The organism is Streptomyces sp. NPDC051921, from assembly GCF_040680975.1.
In the GTDB taxonomy this organism is placed as follows: Bacteria; Actinomycetota; Actinomycetes; order Streptomycetales; family Streptomycetaceae; genus Streptomyces.
The window spans coordinates 110186-129388 of sequence record NZ_JBFAXU010000016.1; the positions used below are offsets into that span (position 1 = coordinate 110186).

20 protein-coding genes are annotated in these 19203 nt (G+C 72.1%); 11 read left to right on the plus strand and 9 right to left on the minus strand.

The features are described from left to right. Nucleotides 1-89: 89 nt before the first annotated feature. The 5 genes from AB0M16_RS21920 (at nt 90) to AB0M16_RS21940 (ending at nt 4996) form a co-directional block, all read left to right on the plus strand. Nucleotides 90-764, plus strand: a complete 675-nt coding sequence (locus AB0M16_RS21920; RefSeq protein ID WP_365345330.1) for a response regulator transcription factor — start codon at nt 90-92, stop codon at nt 762-764. A 120-nt stretch (nt 765-884) separates the two neighbouring features. Further along, nucleotides 885-1934: a galactose-1-phosphate uridylyltransferase gene (gene galT / locus AB0M16_RS21925; protein WP_365345332.1), complete on the plus strand. Its 1050-nt coding sequence runs from the start codon at nt 885-887 to the stop codon at nt 1932-1934. After that, the gene (gene galE / locus AB0M16_RS21930; protein WP_365345334.1) at nt 1931-2893 is read left to right on the plus strand and encodes a UDP-glucose 4-epimerase GalE; all 963 of its coding nucleotides are present in this window, start codon (nt 1931-1933) and stop codon (nt 2891-2893) included. The genes galT and galE overlap by 4 nt, the downstream gene beginning before the upstream one ends. A 2-nt stretch (nt 2894-2895) precedes the next feature. Next, nucleotides 2896-4053 (plus strand): galactokinase, encoded by a 1158-nt coding sequence (gene galK / locus AB0M16_RS21935; RefSeq protein WP_365345336.1) that lies wholly within the window; start codon nt 2896-2898, stop codon nt 4051-4053. 229 nt (nt 4054-4282) lie between these two features. Further along, nucleotides 4283-4996 carry a response regulator transcription factor gene (locus AB0M16_RS21940; RefSeq protein WP_365345338.1) on the plus strand — a complete coding sequence of 238 codons (714 nt, stop codon included), beginning with the start codon at nt 4283-4285 and terminating at the stop codon, nt 4994-4996. On the opposite strand, the gene AB0M16_RS21945 is transcribed toward AB0M16_RS21940, so the two are convergent. Continuing rightward, entirely contained in the window at nt 4955-5452 is a 498-nt protein-coding gene (locus AB0M16_RS21945) for a MarR family transcriptional regulator (RefSeq protein WP_046906954.1), read from the minus strand. The two genes, AB0M16_RS21940 and AB0M16_RS21945, sit on opposite strands and share 42 nt — an antisense overlap. A gap of 163 nt (nt 5453-5615) precedes the next feature. Between AB0M16_RS21945 and AB0M16_RS21950 the strand changes: the two genes are divergently transcribed. Beyond that, a complete protein-coding gene (locus tag AB0M16_RS21950) occupies nt 5616-6449 on the plus strand; it encodes a trans-aconitate 2-methyltransferase (RefSeq protein WP_365345340.1) in 834 nt (277 codons plus the stop codon). Further along, entirely contained in the window at nt 6449-6811 is a 363-nt protein-coding gene (locus AB0M16_RS21955; RefSeq protein ID WP_365345342.1) for a glyoxalase, read from the plus strand. The genes AB0M16_RS21950 and AB0M16_RS21955 overlap by 1 nt, the downstream gene beginning before the upstream one ends. A gap of 40 nt (nt 6812-6851) precedes the next feature. Here AB0M16_RS21955 and AB0M16_RS21960 read toward each other — a convergent pair whose 3' ends face one another. Then, complete coding sequence (locus tag AB0M16_RS21960) at nt 6852-7529, minus strand: TetR/AcrR family transcriptional regulator (protein WP_365345496.1); 678 nt, start codon at nt 7527-7529, stop codon at nt 6852-6854. After that, entirely contained in the window at nt 7529-8512 is a 984-nt protein-coding gene (locus AB0M16_RS21965; protein ID WP_365345344.1) for a fatty acid desaturase, read from the minus strand. Before AB0M16_RS21965 ends, AB0M16_RS21960 begins: the two co-directional genes overlap by 1 nt. Before the next feature lie 236 nt (nt 8513-8748). Here AB0M16_RS21965 and ppc point away from each other — a divergent pair, with 236 nt between their 5' ends. Next, nucleotides 8749-11478, plus strand: coding sequence for a phosphoenolpyruvate carboxylase (ppc, locus tag AB0M16_RS21970; RefSeq protein ID WP_365345346.1), 2730 nt, complete (start codon nt 8749-8751; stop codon nt 11476-11478). Nucleotides 11479-11555: 77 nt separating this feature from the next. On the opposite strand, the gene AB0M16_RS21975 is transcribed toward ppc, so the two are convergent. The 5 genes from AB0M16_RS21975 to AB0M16_RS21995 form a co-directional block, all read right to left on the minus strand. Continuing rightward, a complete protein-coding gene (locus AB0M16_RS21975) occupies nt 11556-12305 on the minus strand; it encodes an LPXTG cell wall anchor domain-containing protein (protein ID WP_365345348.1) in 750 nt (249 codons plus the stop codon). Between the two features lie 131 nt (nt 12306-12436). After that, nucleotides 12437-12880, minus strand: coding sequence for a hypothetical protein (locus tag AB0M16_RS21980; RefSeq protein WP_365345350.1), 444 nt, complete (start codon nt 12878-12880; stop codon nt 12437-12439). 89 nt (nt 12881-12969) lie between these two features. Then, nucleotides 12970-13566, minus strand: coding sequence for an aminoacyl-tRNA hydrolase (gene pth, locus AB0M16_RS21985; protein ID WP_365345352.1), 597 nt, complete (start codon nt 13564-13566; stop codon nt 12970-12972). Nucleotides 13567-13668: 102 nt separating this feature from the next. After that, nucleotides 13669-14268, minus strand: coding sequence for a 50S ribosomal protein L25/general stress protein Ctc (locus AB0M16_RS21990; protein ID WP_365345354.1), 600 nt, complete (start codon nt 14266-14268; stop codon nt 13669-13671). 345 nt (nt 14269-14613) lie between these two features. Next, a complete protein-coding gene (locus AB0M16_RS21995) occupies nt 14614-16050 on the minus strand; it encodes a penicillin-binding transpeptidase domain-containing protein (protein ID WP_365345498.1) in 1437 nt (478 codons plus the stop codon). Between AB0M16_RS21995 and AB0M16_RS22000 the strand changes: the two genes are divergently transcribed. From AB0M16_RS22000 to AB0M16_RS22010, 3 genes are all read left to right on the plus strand, one after another. Continuing rightward, nucleotides 15941-16189: a hypothetical protein gene (locus tag AB0M16_RS22000; protein WP_365345506.1), complete on the plus strand. Its 249-nt coding sequence runs from the start codon at nt 15941-15943 to the stop codon at nt 16187-16189. The genes AB0M16_RS21995 and AB0M16_RS22000 overlap by 110 nt on opposite strands. Before the next feature lie 97 nt (nt 16190-16286). After that, entirely contained in the window at nt 16287-17231 is a 945-nt protein-coding gene (locus AB0M16_RS22005) for a LysR family transcriptional regulator (protein ID WP_365345356.1), read from the plus strand. Next, the gene (locus AB0M16_RS22010; RefSeq protein ID WP_365345358.1) at nt 17228-18100 is read left to right on the plus strand and encodes a serine hydrolase; all 873 of its coding nucleotides are present in this window, start codon (nt 17228-17230) and stop codon (nt 18098-18100) included. The genes AB0M16_RS22005 and AB0M16_RS22010 overlap by 4 nt, the downstream gene beginning before the upstream one ends. A 122-nt stretch (nt 18101-18222) precedes the next feature. Here the strand turns inward: AB0M16_RS22010 and AB0M16_RS22015 are convergent, their stop codons facing one another. After that, on the minus strand, nt 18223-19197 hold the full coding sequence (locus AB0M16_RS22015; RefSeq protein WP_365345360.1) for a ribose-phosphate diphosphokinase: 975 nt from the start codon (nt 19195-19197) through the stop codon (nt 18223-18225). Between the last annotated feature and the right edge of the window lie 6 nt (nt 19198-19203).

The following is a 19203-nucleotide window of genomic DNA, read 5'->3' on the forward strand; positions in this document are numbered from 1 at the left end:
GGCAAAGCGGGGCGGGGGAGTGTGTACGTTGCCGGGCAGCAGGGTGGCCGGGGGACGGCCGGCCCGTGCATGGGGATGGGGGAGGATCGATGGGCGTTCGGCTCATGGTGGTCGACGACCACAGACTGCACGCGGAGGCGCTGGCCTCGGCGCTGAAGCTGCGCGGGCACCGGGTGCTCGCCGCGGCCGCGCCGGTGGCCGGGGCCGCGGAGCTGGTGGTGAGCCGCGCGCCGGAGGTCTGCCTGCTCGGCACGTCGGCGCCCGCCGAGCCGGGCACCTTCGACCCGGTCGCGCGGATCAAGCGGGAGCGGCCGCAGGTGGCGGTCGTGGTCCTGGGGCCGGTGCCCTCGCCGCGCGGGATCGCCGCGGCCTTCGCGGCCGGAGCCTCCGGGTACGTGCGGCACGACGAGCGCATCGAGGGGGTCGAGCGCGCCCTGGTGAAGGCGCGGGCGGGGGAGGCGGCGGTGGCGCCGCAGCTCATCCAGAGCGCGTTCGCCGAGCTCCTGAACCCGGCGGCCCAGCCGGACGACGAGGCGCAGCGGCTGCTGCGGCTGCTGACCCCGCGCGAGGCGGAGGTCCTGGTCCGGGTGGCCGAGGGGGAGGACACCCGGGTGATCGCCGCGGGGATGGCGATCGCGCCGAGCACGGCGCGCACGCACGTGCAGCGGGTGCTGATGAAGCTGGGGGTCGGGTCGCGCCTCGAGGCGGCGGCGCTGGCGGCCCGTACGGGGCTCCTCGACCGGGTGCCGGTGCAGCGCGCGTAGCTCCTCCGGGGGTGTCCTCCTCAGGGGTGGCCGGCCGGGGTGGCGTGTTGACCTTTGATGTTTGATTGTGGTTTTTTATGGGTGGTTCTGTTTGCTGGAGGCTGTTGGAGGCCGCCCGCCGTGAAGAAGACCGTCACCCGCCTCGCCGACGGGCGGGAGCTCCTCTACTTCGACTCGCGCGACCCGCGCGAGGACGCCGCCCGCGACGCCGTCGACCGCCGGCCGCTCGACCCCGTCGCCTCCGCCTCCGAGGTCCGCCGCGACCCGCTGCTCGACGAGAGCGTCGCCATCGCCTCGCACCGGCAGGGCCGGATCTACCACCCGCCCGCCGACAGCTGCCCGCTCTGCCCCTCCACCGCGCGGTGGCAGAGCGAGATCCCGGCCGCGGACTACGAGGTGGCCGTCTTCGAGAACCGCTTCCCCTCCCTCTCCGGCGCCGACGGGCGCTGCGAGGTCGTCTGCTTCACCTCCGACCACCGGGCGTCCTTCGCCGACCTGGGCGAGGAGCGGGCCGCCCTCGTCCTCGACGCCTGGACCGACCGCACCGCCGAGCTCTCCGCCCGGCCCGGCGTCGAACAGGTCTACTGCTTCGAGAACCGGGGCGCCGAGATCGGCGTCACCCTCGCCCACCCGCACGGACAGATCTACGCCTTCCCCTTCACCACCCCCCGCACCGCCACCATGCTGCGGAACGCCGCCGCGCACCGCGCCCGCACCGGACGCAACCTCTTCGACGACGTGCTGGAGCGGGAGCGGGGCGCCGAGCGGGTGGTCCTCGCCGGGGAGCACTGGACGGCGTTCGTGCCGTACGCAGCCCGCTGGCCGTACGAGGTGCACCTCTACCCGCACCGGCGGGTCGCCGACCTCACCGGCCTCGGCGAGGGCGCCCGCACGGAGTTCCCCCGGCTCTATCTGGAGCTCCTGCGCCGCTTCGACCGGATCTTCGGTACGGGCGAGCCGCCGACGCCCTACGTCGCCGCCTGGCACCAGGCGCCGGTCACCGGCGCCGACCGGCAGGAGTTCGCGCTGCACCTCGAGCTTTTCACCGTCCGCCGGGCCTCTGGCAAGCTGAAGTACCTCGCGGGCACCGAATCCGGCATGGGCGCGTTCATGAACGACGTGTCGCCGGAGTCCGCGGCCGACAGACTCCGAGAGGTGGCAAGCAGTTGAGTAAGTACCTGGTGACGGGTGGGGCCGGCTACGTGGGCAGCACGGTCGCCGCCCACCTCCTGGAGGCGGGACACGAGGTCACCGTCCTCGACGACCTCTCCACCGGCTTCCGCGAGGGCGTCCCCGCCGGGGCCGCGTTCGTCGAGGGGCGCATCCAGGACGCCGCGCGGTGGCTCGACGCCTCGTACGACGGCGTGCTGCACTTCGCCGCCTTCTCGCAGGTCGGCGAGTCCGTCGCCAAGCCCGAGAAGTACTGGGACAACAACGTCGGCGGCACCATGGCGCTCATCGCCGCCATGCGCGGGGCCGGTGTGCGCAAGCTCGTCTTCTCGTCGACCGCCGCCACCTACGGCGAGCCGAAGAGCGTGCCGATCACCGAGTCCGCGCCGACCGCGCCGACCAACCCGTACGGCGCCACCAAGCTCGCCGTCGACCACATGATCAGCGGCGAGTGCGCCGCCCACGGCCTCGCCGCGGTCTCGCTGCGCTACTTCAACGTGGCCGGCGCCTACGGGGAGTGCGGCGAGCGTCACGACCCCGAGTCCCACCTGATCCCGCTGGTCCTGCAGGTCGCGCTCGGCAAGCGGGACGCCATCAACGTGTACGGCGACGACTACCCGACGCCCGACGGCACCTGCGTCCGCGACTACATCCACGTCGCCGACCTCGCCGAGGCCCACCTGCTCGCGCTGGACGCGATGACCGCGGGCGAGCACCTGGTCTGCAACCTCGGCAACGGCAACGGCTTCTCCGTGCGGGAGGTCGTCGAGACCGTCCGCAAGGTCACCGGGCACCCGGTGCCCGAGGTCATGGCCGAGCGCCGCGCCGGAGACCCTGCCGTGCTCGTCGCCTCCGCCGGTACCGCGCGCGAGCGGCTCGGCTGGACCCCGTCCCGCCCGGATCTGGCGGCCATCGTCGAGGACGCGTGGGCGTTCGCACGGAAGAAGGAGCAGGGGTAGGGATGAGCGGTGTCGGGGCGGGTGTCGCGGACGGGTTCGCCGCGCTGTACGGGGCGGCCCCCGAAGGGGTCTGGGCCGCTCCCGGGCGGGTCAACCTGATCGGTGAGTACACCGATTTCAACGAGGGCTTCGTGCTGCCGCTCGCCCTGCCGCACACGGCCGTGGCCGCCGCGTCCCGCAGGGACGACGGCCTGCTGCGGCTGCACTCCCAGGACGTCACGGGCGGCGTGGTCCAGCTCGACGTCGCCGCCCTGGAACCCGGCGCGCAGGGCGGCTGGGCCGCGTACCCGGCCGGAGTGGTGTGGGTGCTGCGGGAGGCCGGGCACCCGGTGACCGGCGCCGACGTGCACCTGGCGTCCACGGTGCCGACGGGGGCCGGGCTCTCGTCCTCCGCCGCTCTGGAGGTCGTCGTCGCCCTCGCCCTCGACGACCTGTACGGGCTGGGGCTCTCGCGCTCCGAGCTCGCCGTGGTCGCCCAGCGGGCCGAGAACGGCTTCGTGGGCGTGCCGTGCGGGGTCATGGACCAGATGGCGTCCGCGTGCGCAGCCGAGGGGCACGCGCTGTTCCTCGACACGCGTGATCTGGCCTACCGGCAGGTGCCGTTCGACCTCGCGACCGAGGGTCTGTCCCTGCTCGTCGTCGACACCCGCGTCAAGCACGCGCTCGGGGACGGCGCGTACGCGCAGCGGCGCGCCGGGTGCGAGGCCGGTGCGCGGGCGCTCGGCGTGCGCACGCTGCGCGACGTGCCAGCCGTGCAACTGTCCGATGCGCTCGGGCGTTTGACCGACGAAACGGTTCGGCGGTACGTCCGGCACGTCGTCTCCGACAACGACCGGGTGCGGCGGACGATCGCGCTCCTCGACGCGGGGGACCCGCGCGCCGTGGGCGCGCTGCTGACCGAGGGACACGCCTCGCTCCGGGACGATCTGCGCGTGTCCTGCGCGGAGTTGGACCTGGTCGTCGCGACGGCCGTGGCGGCCGGCGCCCTGGGGGCCCGGATGACCGGGGGCGGCTTCGGCGGCTCGGCCGTCGTCCTCGTCGAGGCGGACCGTGCCGCCCCGGTCACGGCCGCCGTGGAGAAGGCCTTCGCCGACGCCGGGTTCGCCGCGCCGGCCGTCTTCCCGGCGGTGCCGTCGGCGGGGGCGCGGCGGGTGATCTGACGCGACGTTCGGCGACTTCGCCGTTTTCGCCTCCTGCGCGGTGCGCCGGCCGTACCCTGGTGCGCAGCGCCGGTGGGGGCCGGTGCTGATTTCAGGGGTATCGAGAGCCGCCGGGTACGGCGCCCGGGGCGGGGTAACAGTCATGGCACGGCGGCGGCCGTGCGATCGGCGGACCCGTCCCGAGCGCCGTACCCGCGCCGGCCCGTTCCTCGATCACTTGGGGGTGTCCGTGGCCCGCATCCGGGTTCTGGTGGTGGACGACCACCGTGTCTTCGCCGAGTCGCTGGCCGCTGCCCTGGCGGCGGAGCCCGATGTCGACGTCGCCGCTGCGGGAAGCGGACCTGCCGCCCTGCGCTGTCTGGACCGTGCGTCGGCCGAGGGCCGGCGCTTCGACGTGCTGCTGGTCGACGCCGACCTGGGCGGTGCCGACGGCGTCGAGCTGGTGAGCGAGGTGCGGGCCGGGCGGCCCGGGGTGCGGGCCGTGGTGCTCGCGGAGAAGGACGACGCGCGTCGGGCGGCGCTCGCCCTGCAGGCCGGGGCCTGGGGGTGGGTGGCCAAGGACTGCTCGCTGCAGCGGCTGCTCGCGGTGGTGCGGGGCGTGCTGCGGGACGAGACCCATCTGCCGCCGGCCCTGCTGACGGGGGTCCTGAAGGAGCTGACCGAGGCCCGCCGGCACCGTACGGAGAGCGAGCGGCTCGTCGAGTCGCTGACCCCGCGGGAGCGGGAGGTGCTGCGCTGCATGGTGGCCGGCCTCGGCCGGAAGGCGGTCGCCGAGCGCCTGTTCCTGTCGCCGCACACCGTGCGGACGCACATGCAGAACGTCCTGGGGAAGCTCGGGGTGCACTCCACCCTGGCGGCGGTCGCGCTGGCGCGCCGGGCCGGGGTGGGGCCGGCGGACGAGCTAGCCGGGGATGTTGTCGAACGGGGCGGTCAGCTGGCGTAGCAGGGCCGCCAGTTCGCCGCGCTCGGTGCGCGAGAGGCGGGCCAGGATCGCCCGCTCCTGCGCGAGCAGCCCGGCCAGGGCCTGGTCGGCGCGGTCGCGGCCCTCGGGCGTGAGCCGGACCAGGACCCCGCGTCGGTCGCTGGGGTCCGGGAGCCGTTCGACGAGGCCCTTCTTGGTGAGCCGGTCGATGCGGTTGGTCATGGTGCCCGAGGTGACCAGGGTCTGGGTGAGCAGCTGTCCGGGGGAGAGCTGGTAGGGCGCGCCGGCCCGCCGGAGCGACGTGAGGACGTCGAATTCCCAGGGCTCCAGCTGATGCTCGGAGAAGGCGAGTCGACGGGCGCGGTCCAGGTGCCGGGCCAGGCGTGAGACACGGCTGAGCACCTCGAGCGGTTCCACGTCGAGGTCCGGGCGCTCTCGGCGCCATGCAGCGACCAGTCGGTCGACCTCGTCCTCCATGGCGATCAGTGTAGAGGGTCTGTTGACATAAAGTCTCTTGTATTTGAGATTCTCGGTATCAAGTATCTTGATGTCGAGATATAGTCTTCTTGACTATGGGGAAGGGACCGGGCCGGAACTCCGTTCCGCTTCGGCAACTCGTTCCAGCAAGGGGGCTTCGAACATGCATTCCGTGGACTCCGCCGCACCAACGTGGGACCCACAGCAGTACCTGCGCCACTCCAGTCACCGCACCCGTCCGTTCCTCGACCTGCTCGCCCGAATACCGCAACTGCCGAACCAGGCACGTCCCGCCCGTATCGCCGACCTCGGCTGCGGGCCCGGCAACGTCACCGTGCTCCTCGCCGAGCGCTGGCCCGACGCGCACATCACCGGCTTCGACCTGTCTCCGGAGATGCTGGAGCGGGCCGAGAAGGACTGGGCCGGCACCACCGAGGGCGGCGGCTGGCTCGACTTCCGCCCGGCCGACGCGGCCCACTGGACCCCGGAGGAGCCGTACGACCTGATCGTCTCCAACGCGGCCCTCCAGTGGGTGCCCAACCACCCCGAGTCCTTCGCGATCTGGATCGACGGGCTGCGGCCCGGCGGCACCTTCGCCTTCCAGGTGCCGGGGAACTTCACCTCGCCCAGCCACGCCCTCCTCGGGGAGCTCTGCGAGAGCCCCGAGTGGCGCGACCGGGTCGGGGACCAGGGGCGGCGCTTCGTGCACATCCTGGAGCCCGGCGAGTACCTGCAGCGGCTCGCCGACCTCGGCTGCGAGACCGACGTCTGGGAGACCACCTACCACCAGACGCTCGTGGGGGAGGACCCGGTCCTGGACTGGGTCAAGGGCACCGCCCTGCGGCCCGTGCTGACCGCCCTGAGGGACGACCCGGCGGCCACCGAGGCCTTCCTCGCCCAGTACCGGGAACGGCTGCGCGAGGTCTATCCGCCGGGTCCCCACGGCACCGCGTTCCCGTTCCGCAGGATCTTCGCCGTCGCAAGGAAGGGCGCCTGATGTTACGAGCCGTCGACCATGTCCAGCTCGCCGCTCCGGCCGGGAGCGAGCCGCTGTTGCGTGACTACTACGTGACGGTCCTGGGCATGACCGAGATCCCCAAGCCGCCCGTGCTCGCCGCCCGCGGCGGCTGCTGGTTCGGCTCCGGAGCCGTACAGCTCCATCTGGGGGTGGAAGAAGACTTCCGGGCCGCCAGGAAGGCCCACCCGGGGCTGCGGGTCGAAGGGATCGCCGACTACGCGGCCCGCCTGGAGAGACACGGGGCCCAGGTGGTCTGGGACGACAATTTGCCGGGGCACCGGCGCTTCTACTCCGAGGACCCGGTCGGCAACCGGCTGGAGTTCCTGGAGCCCTTGGAGTGATCCGGGGGCGGGGCGCCTTCCGGCGCCCCGCCCCCGGTGCTCAGTTCTTGCGGTGCCCTATCAGCCGGGGCTTCTGCTCCAGACCGTCCAGGCCGTGCCAGGCCAGATTGACCAGATGGGCCGCCACCTCGGCCTTCTTCGGCTTGCGGACGTCCAGCCACCACTGGCCGGTCAGCGCCACGCTGCCGACCAGCGCCTGCGCGTACAGCGGCGCCAGCTTCGGATCAAAGCCGCGGGCCTTGAACTCCAGACCCAGGATGTCCTCCACCTGGGTGGCGATGTCGCTGATCAGCGAGGCGAAGGTGCCCGTGGACTGGGCGACCGGCGAGTCGCGGACCAGGATGCGGAAACCGTCGGTGTAGCGCTCGATGTAGTCGAGGAGGGCGAACGCGGCCTGTTCGAGGAGCTCCCGCGGGTGGCCGGCGGTCAGCGCGCCCGTGACCATGTCCAGGAGCTGGCGCATCTCCCGGTCCACCACTACCGCGTACAGACCCTCCTTGCCGCCGAAGTGCTCGTACACCACCGGCTTGGAGACGCCCGCCTTCGCCGCGATCTCCTCCACCGAGGTGCCTTCGAAGCCCTTCTCGGCGAACAGCGTGCGCCCGATGTCGAGGAGCTGTTCACGACGCTCCGCGCCCGTCATCCTCACCCGGCGGCCACGCCTGGGCTTCTGCTCGCTCGTGCTGGGGGAACTGCCGTCGATCGCCACATCCTCCATCATGCCGCGTCGGCGGACACACCCTGGCGGCGGGCGTCGATCCTCGCCTGCGCCGGCCAGCGCACGTCGTACGCCCAGCCCAGCTGCTCGAACCAGCGGATCAGCCGCGCGCTGGAGTCGACCTGGCCCTTGAGGACCCCGTGCCGGGCGGAGGTCGGGTCCGCGTGGTGCAGGTTGTGCCAGGACTCCCCGCAGGACAGCACCGCGAGCCACCACACGTTGCCCGAGCGGTCCCGCGACCTGAACGGGCGCTTGCCGACCGCGTGACAGATCGAGTTGATCGACCACGTGACGTGGTGGAGCAGGGCGACGCGCACCAGCGAGCCCCAGAAGAAGGCCGTGAACGCCCCCCACCACGACATCGTCACCAGCCCGCCCACCAGCGGCGGGACCGCCAGCGACACGACGGTCCACAGGACGAACTGGCGCGAGACCGCCCGGATCGCCGGGTCCTTGATCAGGTCCGGCGCGTACTTCTGCTGCGGCGTCTGCTCCTCGTCGAACATCCAGCCGATGTGCGCCCACCACAGGCCCTTCATCAGGGCCGGGACCGTCTCGCCGAACCGCCACGGAGAGTGCGGGTCGCCCTGCGCGTCGGAGAACCTGTGGTGCTTGCGGTGGTCCGCCACCCAGCGGACCAGCGGCCCCTCGACGGCCAGCGAGCCCATGACCGCCAGCGCGATCCGCAGCGGGCGCTTCGCCTTGAAGGAGCCGTGCGTGAAATAGCGGTGGAAGCCGATCGTGATGCCGTGACATCCGATGAAGTACATCGCCGTCATCAGCCCCAGATCGAGCCAGCTCACCCCCCACCCCCAGGCCAGCGGCACCGCCGCGACCAGAGCGAGGAAGGGCACCGTGATGAACAGCAGCAGCGTGATCTGCTCGATCGAACGCTTGTTGTCCCCGCCCAGCGTGGCGGAGGGCAGGGCCTGAGCGGTGTCGAGCACCTCGGACTCCGAGGTCACCTCGGGGCTTGTGGTCATGGGTGTCCCCTGGGGGGTGAGGGTGAGGGTGCGTACGGAAAAGGGGCCGTGGCTACGGTCCCGTAACCTACGGCGACGTAAGTATGGCAGCGCGTCGGCCCCCGGCAAGAGCGCCAAAGCCGGGGCGTCCGCCGCGCCGCGAAGACCGACACCTATCCTGGGTGCGTCGGACAGCGCGGTCCGCAAGCCTGCAGTACCCCTCCAGACGTGCTCAAACACTGCAAGGAGCCGCACCTGTGAGCAGTGCCGACCAGACCTCCACCGCCAGCGCCGAGCTGCGCTCCGACATCCGCCGACTGGGCGATCTCCTCGGCGAGACCCTCGTCCGCCAGGAGGGTCCGGAGCTCCTCGAACTCGTCGAGAACGTCCGCCGCCTCACCCGCGAGGACGGCGAGGCCGCCGCCGAGCTGCTGCGCGGCGTCGAGCTCGAGACCGCCGGCCGGCTGGTACGGGCGTTCTCCACCTACTTCCACCTCGCCAACGTCACCGAGCAGGTGCACCGCGGCCGCGAGATGCGCGAGAGGCGCGCGGCCGAGGGCGGCCTGCTCGCCCGCACCGCCGACATGCTCAAGGACGGCGACCCCGCGCACGTACGCGAGACGATCAAGAACCTCAACGTACGGCCGGTCTTCACCGCCCACCCCACCGAGGCCGCGCGCCGCTCGGTGCTCAACAAGCTCCGCCGGATCGCCGCTCTCCTGGAGACCCCGGTCATCGAGGCCGACCGGCGCCGCCACGACCTGCGGCTCGCCGAGAACATCGACCTCATCTGGCAGACCGACGAGCTGCGGGTCGTCCGGCCCGAGCCGGCCGACGAGGCCCGCAACGCCATCTACTACCTCGACGAGCTGCACGGCAACGCCGTCGGCGACGTCCTGGAGGACCTCGCCGCCGAGCTGGAGCGCGTCGGTTTCGAGCTGCCCGCCGGCACCCGCCCGCTCACCTTCGGCACCTGGATCGGCGGCGACCGCGACGGCAACCCCAACGTCACCCCGCAGGTCACCTGGGACGTGCTGATCCTCCAGCACGAGCACGGCATCACCGACGCCCTCGAACTCGTCGACTTCCTGCGCGGACTGCTCTCCAACTCCATCCGCTACGCCGGCGCCACCGAGGAGCTCCTGGAGTCCCTCCAGGCCGACCTGGAGCGGCTGCCCGAGATCAGCCCCCGCTACAAGCGCCTCAACGCCGAGGAGCCCTACCGGCTCAAGGTCACCTGCGTCCGGCAGAAGCTCCTCAACACCCGCGAGCGCCTCGCCAAGGGCACCCCGCACCAGGAGGGCCGCGACTACCTCGGCACCGCCGAACTGCTGCGCGACCTCACCCTGGTCCAGACCTCGCTGCGCGAGCACCGCGGCGGCCTGTTCGCCGACGGCCGCATGGACCGCACCATCCGCACCCTCGCCGCCTTCGGCCTCCAGCTCGCCACCATGGACGTCCGCGAGCACGCCGACGCCCACCACCACGCCCTCGGCCAGCTCTTCGACCGGCTCGGCGAGGAGTCCTGGCGCTACGCCGACATGCCGCGCGACTACCGGCAGAAGCTGCTCGCCAAGGAGCTCCGCTCCCGCCGCCCGCTCGCGCCCACCCCCGCGCCGCTGGACGCCGCCGGCCAGAAGACCCTCGGCGTCTTCCGGACCGTCAAGCGCGCCCTGGAGGTCTTCGGGCCCGAGGTCATCGAGTCGTACATCATCTCGATGTGCCAGGGCGCCGACGACGTCTTCGCCGCCACCGTCCTCGCCCGCGAGGCCGGCCTCATCGACCTGCACGCCGGCTGGGCCAAGATCGGCATCGTGCCGCTCCTGGAGACCACCGACGAGCTCAAGGCCGCCGACGTCATCCTCAACGACATGCTCGCCGACCCCTCCTACCGGCGCCTCGTCTCGCTGCGCGGCGACGTCCAGGAGGTCATGCTCGGCTACTCGGACTCCTCGAAGTTCGGCGGCATCACCACCTCCCAGTGGGAGATCCACCGAGCCCAGCGCCGGCTCCGCGACGTCGCCCACCGCTACGGCGTCCGACTGCGCCTCTTCCACGGCCGCGGCGGCACCGTCGGCCGCGGCGGCGGCCCCTCGCACGACGCGATCCTCGCCCAGCCCTGGGGCACCCTGGAGGGCGAGATCAAGGTGACCGAGCAGGGCGAGGTCATCTCCGACAAGTACCTCATCCCGTCCCTGGCCCGGGAGAACCTCGAACTGACCGTCGCGGCCACGCTGCAGGCCTCCGCCCTGCACACCGCGCCCCGCCAGTCCGACGAAGCCCTGGCCCGCTGGGACGCGGCCATGGACACCGTCTCCGACGCCGCCCACTCCGCGTACCGGCGCCTGGTCGAGGACCCCGACCTGCCCGCGTACTTCTTCGCCTCCACGCCGGTCGACCAGCTCGCCGACCTGCACCTGGGCTCGCGCCCCTCGCGCCGCCCCGACTCCGGCGCAGGCCTCGACGGACTCCGCGCCATCCCGTGGGTGTTCGGCTGGACCCAGTCCCGCCAGATCGTCCCCGGCTGGTTCGGCGTCGGCTCCGGCCTGAAGGCCCTGCGCGAAACCGGCCTGGACGCCGTCCTCGGCGAGATGTACGAGCGGTGGGGCTTCTTCCGCAACTTCCTCTCCAACGTCGAGATGACGCTGGCCAAGACCGACCTGCGGATCGCCGGCCACTACGTCGACACCCTCGTGCCCGACGAGCTCAAGCACGTCTTCGAGACCATCGAGGCCGAGCACCGGCTGACGGTCCAGGAAGTCCTCAAGGTGACGGGCGGCGAGCAGCTGCTCGACTCCAACCCGGTGCTCCAGCAGACCTTCGGCATCCGCGACGCCTACCTGGACCCGATCTCCTACCTCCAGGTCGCCCTGCTGCACCGTCAGCGGGCCGCCGCCGAGCGCGGCGAGGACCCCGACCCGCTGCTCTCCCGCGCGCTGCTGCTCACCGTCAACGGCGTGGCGGCGGGTCTGCGCAACACCGGCTGATCCCTTCCCGCACGAACGACGGTGCCCCCGCCGGAGCCAGGCTCCGACGGGGGCACCGTCGTCGTTCGGGCGCTACATCAGTGCTGCTGGGCCTTGCGGCGGCGCATCACGAGGAACGCACCGGCACCCGCGAGCGCGACGGCGACGGCCGCGAGGATGCCGACGGGGGCGCTGGAGCCGGTCTCGGCGAGGCCGCCCTCGGCGGAGGTGGAGGCGCTCGGCGTGGGCTGGCCCGCGGCGGAGCTCTCCGAGGGGGACGTCGAGGAGCTCGGGGAGACCGACGAGCTCGGGGACTCCGACGTGGACGGGGTGCCCGACGGGGTGCCCGACGGGGTCCCGCTCGGGGTGCCGGACGGCGTGCCGCTCGGGGTGCCCGACGGGGTCTCGCTCGGCGTGGTGCTCGCCGGGCAGGTGTGCGAGAGGTTGAACCAGCCCTGCTTGACCTCGGCGGAGACCTCGGCCTCGGCGGAGACCAGCTTGGCGCCGGGCGCGGAGCCCACGTAGGCGTGCTTGTCGGACGGCGGACCGAAGTCCGTGATGACCTGCGTGCCGCCCGGCTCGAAGGTCACGGTCAGCTTGGTGAACACGGCGCTGTCGCCCTTGCCGCTGCCCGGCAGGACGAAGTGCCAGCCGTCCTGGCCGGTCGGGATGTCACCGCAGACCTTCTCCTTGTCGCCGGTCCACCCGGTGGCGGTCAGCGGAAGGTCCTTGGCCTGGTGAAGGGGAAGGGTGTGGTGGCCGTCCGAGGCGGAGGCCGCCGGCGCCAGCACCAGAGAGCCCGCAACGGCCGCGACGAGCGCGCCGGCGGAGATGAGAGAACGTCGCATTGTCGTCCAACTGTGGGATGAGGGATATGCCGTGGGGGATGGCGTGGGCAGCCTATCCGCTGCTTTAAGTCGGCCTTAACCCAAGGGACGATAACGATTCGGTGGGATCCGGCCACCGTGTCCGAAAATGCTCAGAGTGCGAAGAACGCGCCCAGCAGAACCGCTGCCCCCGCGGCCGCGAACCCCCACCCCGTCCGCACCAGCCGCAGCCCGCCACCGACCAGCGGCGCCGCCAACAGCAGTGCCCCGCCCAGCGGAAGCCACGCGTGCAGACCACCGCCCCAGCCCGTACGGACCGCCTCGCCCGTGCCCGGCTTCACCACCACCGGCAGCGTCTCGCCCTTCTCCGCCGCCACCGAATGCGCGATCGTCAGCGTGTGGTGCGAGGACCCCGCGGAATCCGGCGTGTAACGGCCGCTGCACGTCTCCTCGTTGCAGCCGGTCACCGTCAACGTGCCGTGCTCACGCCCCTTCGACAGCAGGACGTGCTGGGCCGTCCCCCAGGACGACCAGGCGCCCGCGACGAGGAGCAGCAGGACGACGAGGGCCATGGCGGCGTTACGGACGTGCGTCATGACCCGCGATCGTACAGTCGTACGGCACACGCGCCAGGAGTCGTGCCGGAGCCCCGCAGGAGTCCGCCGGAGTCCCCCGAGGAGTCCCGCTAGGAGTTGTACGCCGACTGCGCCCGCTCAAGACCCTCGGTCACCAGGCACTCCACGGCATCCGCCGCCCGGTCCACGAAGTAGTCGAGCTCCTTGCGCTCCGTCGACGAGAAGTCCTTCAGGACGAAGTCCGCGACCTGCATCCGCCCCGGCGGACGCCCGATGCCGAACCGCAGCCGGTGGTACTCCGCGCCCATCGCCTTCGTCATCGACTTCAAGCCGTTGTGCCCGTTGTCGCCGCCGCCGATCTTCAGCCGCAGCACCCCGTAGTCGATGTCCAGCTCGTCATGGATCGCCACGACATGCGCCGTCGGCACCTTGTAGAAGTCGCGCAGCGCCGTCACCGGCCCGCCCGACAGGTTCATGTACGACATCGGCTTCGCCAGCACCACCCGGCGGTTCGCCGGCCCGGGCGGACCGATCCGGCCCTCGACCACCTGCGCCTGCGCCTTCTGCGCCCGCTTGAACTTGCCGCCGATCCGGTCGGCCAGCAGGTCGGCCACCATGAAGCCCACGTTGTGCCGGTTGCCCGCGTACTCCGGGCCCGGATTGCCGAGGCCGACGATCAGCCAGGGGGCGTTCGCGTCGTCCGTCATCTGCGTCTCGTCTCCTCGTATCCGCACGTGCTCAGGACAGAAAGAAACGGGGTGACGGGCCCGTGGGCCCGTCACCCCGTCACGTCAGGCAGAGCCTACGGCTCAGGCCTCGGCGCCCTCGGCAGCCTCGGTGGCCTCGCCCTCGGCGGCCGGCTCCTCGGCCTGCGCGGCCAGGACCTGCAGGACGACGGCGTCGCCCTCGGTCACCAGGGTCACGCCGGACGGCAGGGCGATGTCCTGCGCCAGCACGGAGGCACCGGCCTCCAGGCCCTCGACGGAGACCGTGACGGACTCCGGCAGGTGGGTGGCCTCGGCCTCGACCGAGAGGGTGTTCAGGACGTGCTCGAGCAGGTTGCCACCGGCGGCCAGCTCGCCCTCGGCGACGACCGGAACCTCGACGGTGACCTTCTCGCCACGCTTGACCAGAAGCAGGTCGACGTGCTCCAGGAAGCCCTTCAGCGGGTCACGCTGGGCGGCCTTCGGGATGGCGAGCTCGCTGCCCTTGCCCTCGATGTCCAGGGACAGCAGGACGTTCGGGGTACGCAGCGCCATGGCGGTCTCGTGGCCCGGGAGGGTCAGGTGGACCGGGTCGGTGCCGTGGCCGTACAGCACGGCGGGAACCTGGGCGTCACGGCGGATCTTGCGGGCGGCGCCCTTGCCGAACTCGGTACGGATCGACGCGGTGAGCTTCACCTCGGACATGTGCACTCCTCGTAGTGTGGTGACGGATGCGACTGTCACCCGGCCCCGACTGGCGTGGGCCTGCTACGAAGAGCGCGTCGATAACGGACCGCCGGCACCACGTGCGACACGCACGGGCACGGCCTCCCTCGCCGAGCAACCACGACAGTCTAGCGGGCGCCCTCCGGGCCGCCCAAATGGATCAGTCCCGAACCGCCCGCGCCGCCGACCGCCGACCGACCGGCCGCGCCGCGACCTCCCGCGCCGCCGACCGCCGACCGATCGCCCGCGCTGTCGACCGACCGGCCGCGCCGCCGACCACCACGGACCGCCCCCGCCCTCCACCCGTCCCGCGGCTCCCCTCGCCTACCCGGCCAGATCCAGCAACAGGTCCCGGATCACCGGCCCCGCCGAACCCGAACCGCTCTGCGCGCCCTCCACCACACACGCCACCGCGATCTCGTCGTCGTACGCCACCAGCCACCCGTTGTTGTTCCCGTCCTCCGTCACCTCCGCCGTACCCGTCTTCGCCCCCACCTCACCCGGCACCCCCGCCAGCACCTTCGCCGACCCGTCCGTCACCGTGTCCCGCATCAGCGACCGCAACTGCGCCACCACCCCCGGCGACAGCCTGCGCGTCTCCACCCGCGGCTGCTCCGTCCCCCTCACCAGCAGCGGCTGGTGAAACGTCCCCGACACCGCCGTCGCCGTCACCGACGCCATCGCCAGCGGATTCGTCCGCAACCGGCCCTGACCGAACAACGCCGCCGCCTTCTCCGTCTCCCCACCCGGCACCGGCACCTCCGCGTCCACCGAACCCACACCCGTCCGCCACTCCGCACCGATCCCGAAGTGCTCCTTCGCGAACGCCGTCATCTCGTCGTCCGCCAACCGCCCCCGCAGCGCCACGAACGCCGTGTTGCACGAGTGGATGAAGTCCTGCCGGAACGTCGCCCCCGGAATCTCCGACGTCTCCACGTTGTGGAACTGCTTCCCCACCGTCAGGAACTTCGGACAGTCCACCCGCGACGACGGCGACACCGCACCCTTCGACAACAGCGCCGCACTCGTCACCACCTTCCACGTCGAACCCGGCGCGTACGTCCCCTGGAACGCCCGGTTGAAGCCCGCCGCCGGCCCGTTCGCCACCGCCACCACCTCACCGCTGTCGATCCGCACCGCCACAAGCCCCGCGTTACGCCCCTCCAGATGCCTGGCCAGCGCCCTCTCCGCCGCCCGCTGCACCCGCGCGTCGATCGTCGTCCGCACCGGCCCACCCCCCGCGGCCACCCCGAACCGCACCGCCGTCGCCCTCGTCTCGCCCGTGATCCGGTCCACCACCCGCACCTCGCCCCGCGGCTTCCCCCGACCCAGACCGAGCACCGACACCAGCGACGGATGCTCCGCCGCCGAGATCGCCCGACCCTCCCGATCCAACGCCGCCAGCTCCCCCGACTCCTCCTCCACCAGCTTGAAACGCTGCTTCTCGTTCAGCTGCGGATGCACCAACGGCAGCTCCCACCGCACCCGCCACCCCGCGTCCGTCCGCGCCACACCCAGCTCCGAGCCGTACGACCACACCCCCAGATCCGCCACCGGCAACCGCGCCGCGAACGCCACCCGCGCCCCCGCGTCCCCCTCCGCCCGCGCAGCACCCGCCGTCAGCCGCGGCTTCGCGATCTCCAGACCCGCCGTGAAGTTCCGCAACGTCTGCTCCGCCTTCGCCGGCGAGTCCGTCAGCCGCCCCGCCGCCGCCAGATCCCCCGACGCCCAGCTCGCCAGGAACGCCCGCGCCGTCCGCACCGCCTCCGGATCCGCCGACCGCGGCCCCTCCTCACCCGGCCGCAACGGCCCGAAACCCACCGCCCAGCCGGCAGCCCCTGCCACCAGCGCACCCGCCACCGTCACCGCCGGCCAACGCCGGCGCCCCCTGCTCCTGTGAGAGTTGCTCATGACCGCAGCGAAACAGACACCCGTACGACCAGTCCAAGACTCATATCGCGATACAAGCCATAGGCGAATGCCTATCCTTGCTGGCCATGGACCTGCTCCTGCACCTGCGGTACTTCCGGACCGTCGCCGAAGAACAACACTTCGGCCGCGCCGCCGCCCGCCTGCGCATGGCCCAGCCCTCCCTCTCCCAACGCATCCAACGCCTCGAACGCGAACTCGGCGTCCGCCTCCTCGACCGCGGCCCCCGCGGCGCCACCCTCACCCCAGCAGGACGCCTCGTCCTCACCGACACCGAACACCTCCTCGCCGCCGCCGACCGACTCGCCGCCACCGTCGCCCACATCCACAGCGGCACCGCAGGCACCCTCCGCGCCGCCGTACCGCCCCGCCTCGGCGCCGCCGCCGTCGGCGCCCTCCTCACCGCCTTCCGCGACCGCTCACCCGGCGGCGACCTCGAACTCCGCGAACTCACCACCACCGAACAGACCGCCGCCCTCACCGCCGGCACCCTCGACGCCGGCATCGTCCGCCACCCCTGCCCCGCCCCCGGCCTCCGCTTCGGCCCCGTCCTCCACCAACCCCTCGGCGCCCTCCTCGCCGCCGACGACCCCCTCGCCACGCACCCCACCCTCCCCGCCACCGCCCTCACCGGCCGCGACCTCGTCCTCTTCCCCCGCGCCGAAGCCCCCGCCCTCCACGACGAAACCCTCAACGCCTGCGCCCGCCACGGCCTCACCCCCGCCACCGTCCACGAAGCCGCCGGACCCGACCTCACCCACGGCCTCGTCCTCTCCGGCGCCGTCGCCCTCGTCCCCCGCACCCCCACCCAGGCCGGCACCGTCTGGCGCCCCCTCCACGGCGAACCCGTCACCTGGCGCACCTCCACCGCCTGGCCCGAAGCCGGCGACACCCCCGCCGTACGCCTCTTCGCCGACACCGCCCACACCGTCCTGCGCGAACACGCCCACATGCACCCCGGCCCGCACACCACCCTGGTCATCCCCCGCCCCGCATCGGAGTTCCCCCTGTGACCCCCGCCGCAGCCCGCACCCGCATCACCGCGGCCTTCACCGAAGCGGGCCTCACCGGACACCTCCACGCCCGCGACATCGACACCGGCGACCAACTCGGCACCGGCGCCGACACCCCCGTCGCCACCGCCAGCGTCCACAAGCTCTGCCTCGTCGCCACCCTCTACCGACAGGCCTCCCTCGGCCACCTCGACCCCACCCGGCCCGTCGACATCCCCGCCGAAAACCGCACCCCCGGCGTCACCGGCCTCGCCGTCATGCGCGACGCCGCCCGCCTCTCCCTCCGCGACCTCGCCCACCTCACCATCGCCCTCAGCGACAACACCGCCGCCGACCTGCTCTGGGACGCCGTCGGACGCGACACCGTCAACACCACCATGGCCGGCCTCGGACTGCGACGGACCATCGCCGTCCACACCATGCGCGAGCTCTACGAAACCCTCCGCGAAGACGCCGCCGGCGACCCCACCACCTACACCGACCCCACCGCCGTCACCCGCCTCCGCGCCCTCGACCCCACCCGCACCAACCGCTCCACCGCCCGCGACATCACCGCCCTCCTCACCGCCATCTGGCGCGACGAACTCTGCGCGGGCCCATGGGGCGAAGAACTCCGCGCCGTCCTCGGCGTCCAGGCCTGGACCCACCGCCTCGCCTCCGGCTTCCCCTTCGACGACGTCCGCGTCAGCGGCAAGACCGGCTCCCTGCCCACCCTCCGCCACGAAGCCGGCGTCGTCGAATACCCCGACGGCGGCCGCTACGCCGTCGCCGTCTTCACCCGCGCCGCCGCCACCACCATGACCCTCCCCGCCGCCGACGCCGCCATCGGACGGGCAGCACGCATCGCCGTCGACGCCCTACGAGCCTGACGAACCCGCGGCACACCGCCCCAGGACACGAGAACACACCGCCCCAGGACACGAGAAAGGGCCGCCTCCCCCCAGGGAAGCGGCCCTCACTCAGTCCTCAGCGCTCAGCACCCGGCACGGGCTCAGTGCTCCTCGAACAGGCTCGTCACCGAACCGTCCTCGAACACCTCACGCACCGCACGCGCGATCGTCGGCGCGATCGACAGCACCGTGATCTTGTCGAGCTCCAGCGCACTCGGGTCCGGCAGCGTGTCCGTGAACACGAACTCGCTCACCTTCGAGTTCTTCAGCCGGTCCGCCGCCGGACCGGACAGAATGCCGTGCGTCGCCGTCACGATGACGTCCTCCGCACCGTGCGCGAACAGCGCGTCCGCCGCCGCACAGATCGTGCCCGCGGTGTCGACCATGTCGTCCACCAGGACACACACACGGCCCTTCACGTCACCGACGACCTCGTGCACCGTCACCTGGTTGGCGACGTCCTTGTCACGACGCTTGTGCACGATCGCCAGCGGCGCGTCCAGACGGTCGCACCAACGGTCCGCCACCCGCACACGACCCGCGTCCGGAGACACGATCGTCAGCTTCGTACGGTCGACCTTCGCACCCACGTAGTCCGCCAGCACCGGCAGCGCCGACAGGTGGTCCACCGGACCGTCGAAGAAGCCCTGGATCTGGTCCGTGTGCAGGTCCACCGTCAGGATCCGGTCCGCACCCGCCGTCTTCAGCAGATCGGCGACCAGACGGGCCGAGATCGGCTCACGACCACGGTGCTTCTTGTCCTGACGGGCATAGCCGTACGACGGAATGATCACGGTGATGCTCCGAGCCGAAGCCCGCTTCAGAGCATCGATCATGATCAGCTGCTCCATGATCCACTTGTTGATCGGAGCCGTGTGGCTCTGGATCAAGAAGCAGTCCGCGCCACGCGCGGACTCCTGGAAGCGAACGTAGATCTCACCGTTGGCGAAGTCGAACGCCTTGGTCGGAACGATCCCGACGCCCAGCTGGTGCGCGACCTCCTCGGCCAGCTCGGGGTGGGCGCGGCCGGAGAAGAGCATCAGCTTCTTCTCGCCGGTCGTCTTGATCCCGGTCACAGCACT

Excerpts from the sequence above, each read along its gene's own strand:
- AB0M16_RS21945 (WP_046906954.1), bottom strand. The coding sequence starts at position 5,452 with ATGGAGGACGAGGTCGACCGACTGGTCGCTGCATGGCGCCGAGAGCGC.
- AB0M16_RS21920 (WP_365345330.1), top strand. The coding sequence starts at position 90 with ATGGGCGTTCGGCTCATGGTGGTCGACGACCACAGACTGCACGCGGAG.
- AB0M16_RS21990 (WP_365345354.1), bottom strand. The coding sequence starts at position 14,268 with ATGTCCGAGGTGAAGCTCACCGCGTCGATCCGTACCGAGTTCGGCAAG.
- AB0M16_RS21960 (WP_365345496.1), bottom strand. The coding sequence starts at position 7,529 with ATGGAGGATGTGGCGATCGACGGCAGTTCCCCCAGCACGAGCGAGCAG.
- AB0M16_RS21965 (WP_365345344.1), bottom strand. The coding sequence starts at position 8,512 with ATGACCACAAGCCCCGAGGTGACCTCGGAGTCCGAGGTGCTCGACACC.
- AB0M16_RS21980 (WP_365345350.1), bottom strand. The coding sequence starts at position 12,880 with ATGACGCACGTCCGTAACGCCGCCATGGCCCTCGTCGTCCTGCTGCTC.
- AB0M16_RS21955 (WP_365345342.1), top strand. The coding sequence starts at position 6,449 with ATGTTACGAGCCGTCGACCATGTCCAGCTCGCCGCTCCGGCCGGGAGC.
- AB0M16_RS21975 (WP_365345348.1), bottom strand. The coding sequence starts at position 12,305 with ATGCGACGTTCTCTCATCTCCGCCGGCGCGCTCGTCGCGGCCGTTGCG.
- pth (WP_365345352.1), bottom strand. The coding sequence starts at position 13,566 with ATGACGGACGACGCGAACGCCCCCTGGCTGATCGTCGGCCTCGGCAAT.
- galK (WP_365345336.1), top strand. The coding sequence starts at position 2,896 with ATGAGCGGTGTCGGGGCGGGTGTCGCGGACGGGTTCGCCGCGCTGTAC.
- AB0M16_RS21950 (WP_365345340.1), top strand. The coding sequence starts at position 5,616 with ATGCATTCCGTGGACTCCGCCGCACCAACGTGGGACCCACAGCAGTAC.
- AB0M16_RS22005 (WP_365345356.1), top strand. The coding sequence starts at position 16,287 with ATGGACCTGCTCCTGCACCTGCGGTACTTCCGGACCGTCGCCGAAGAA.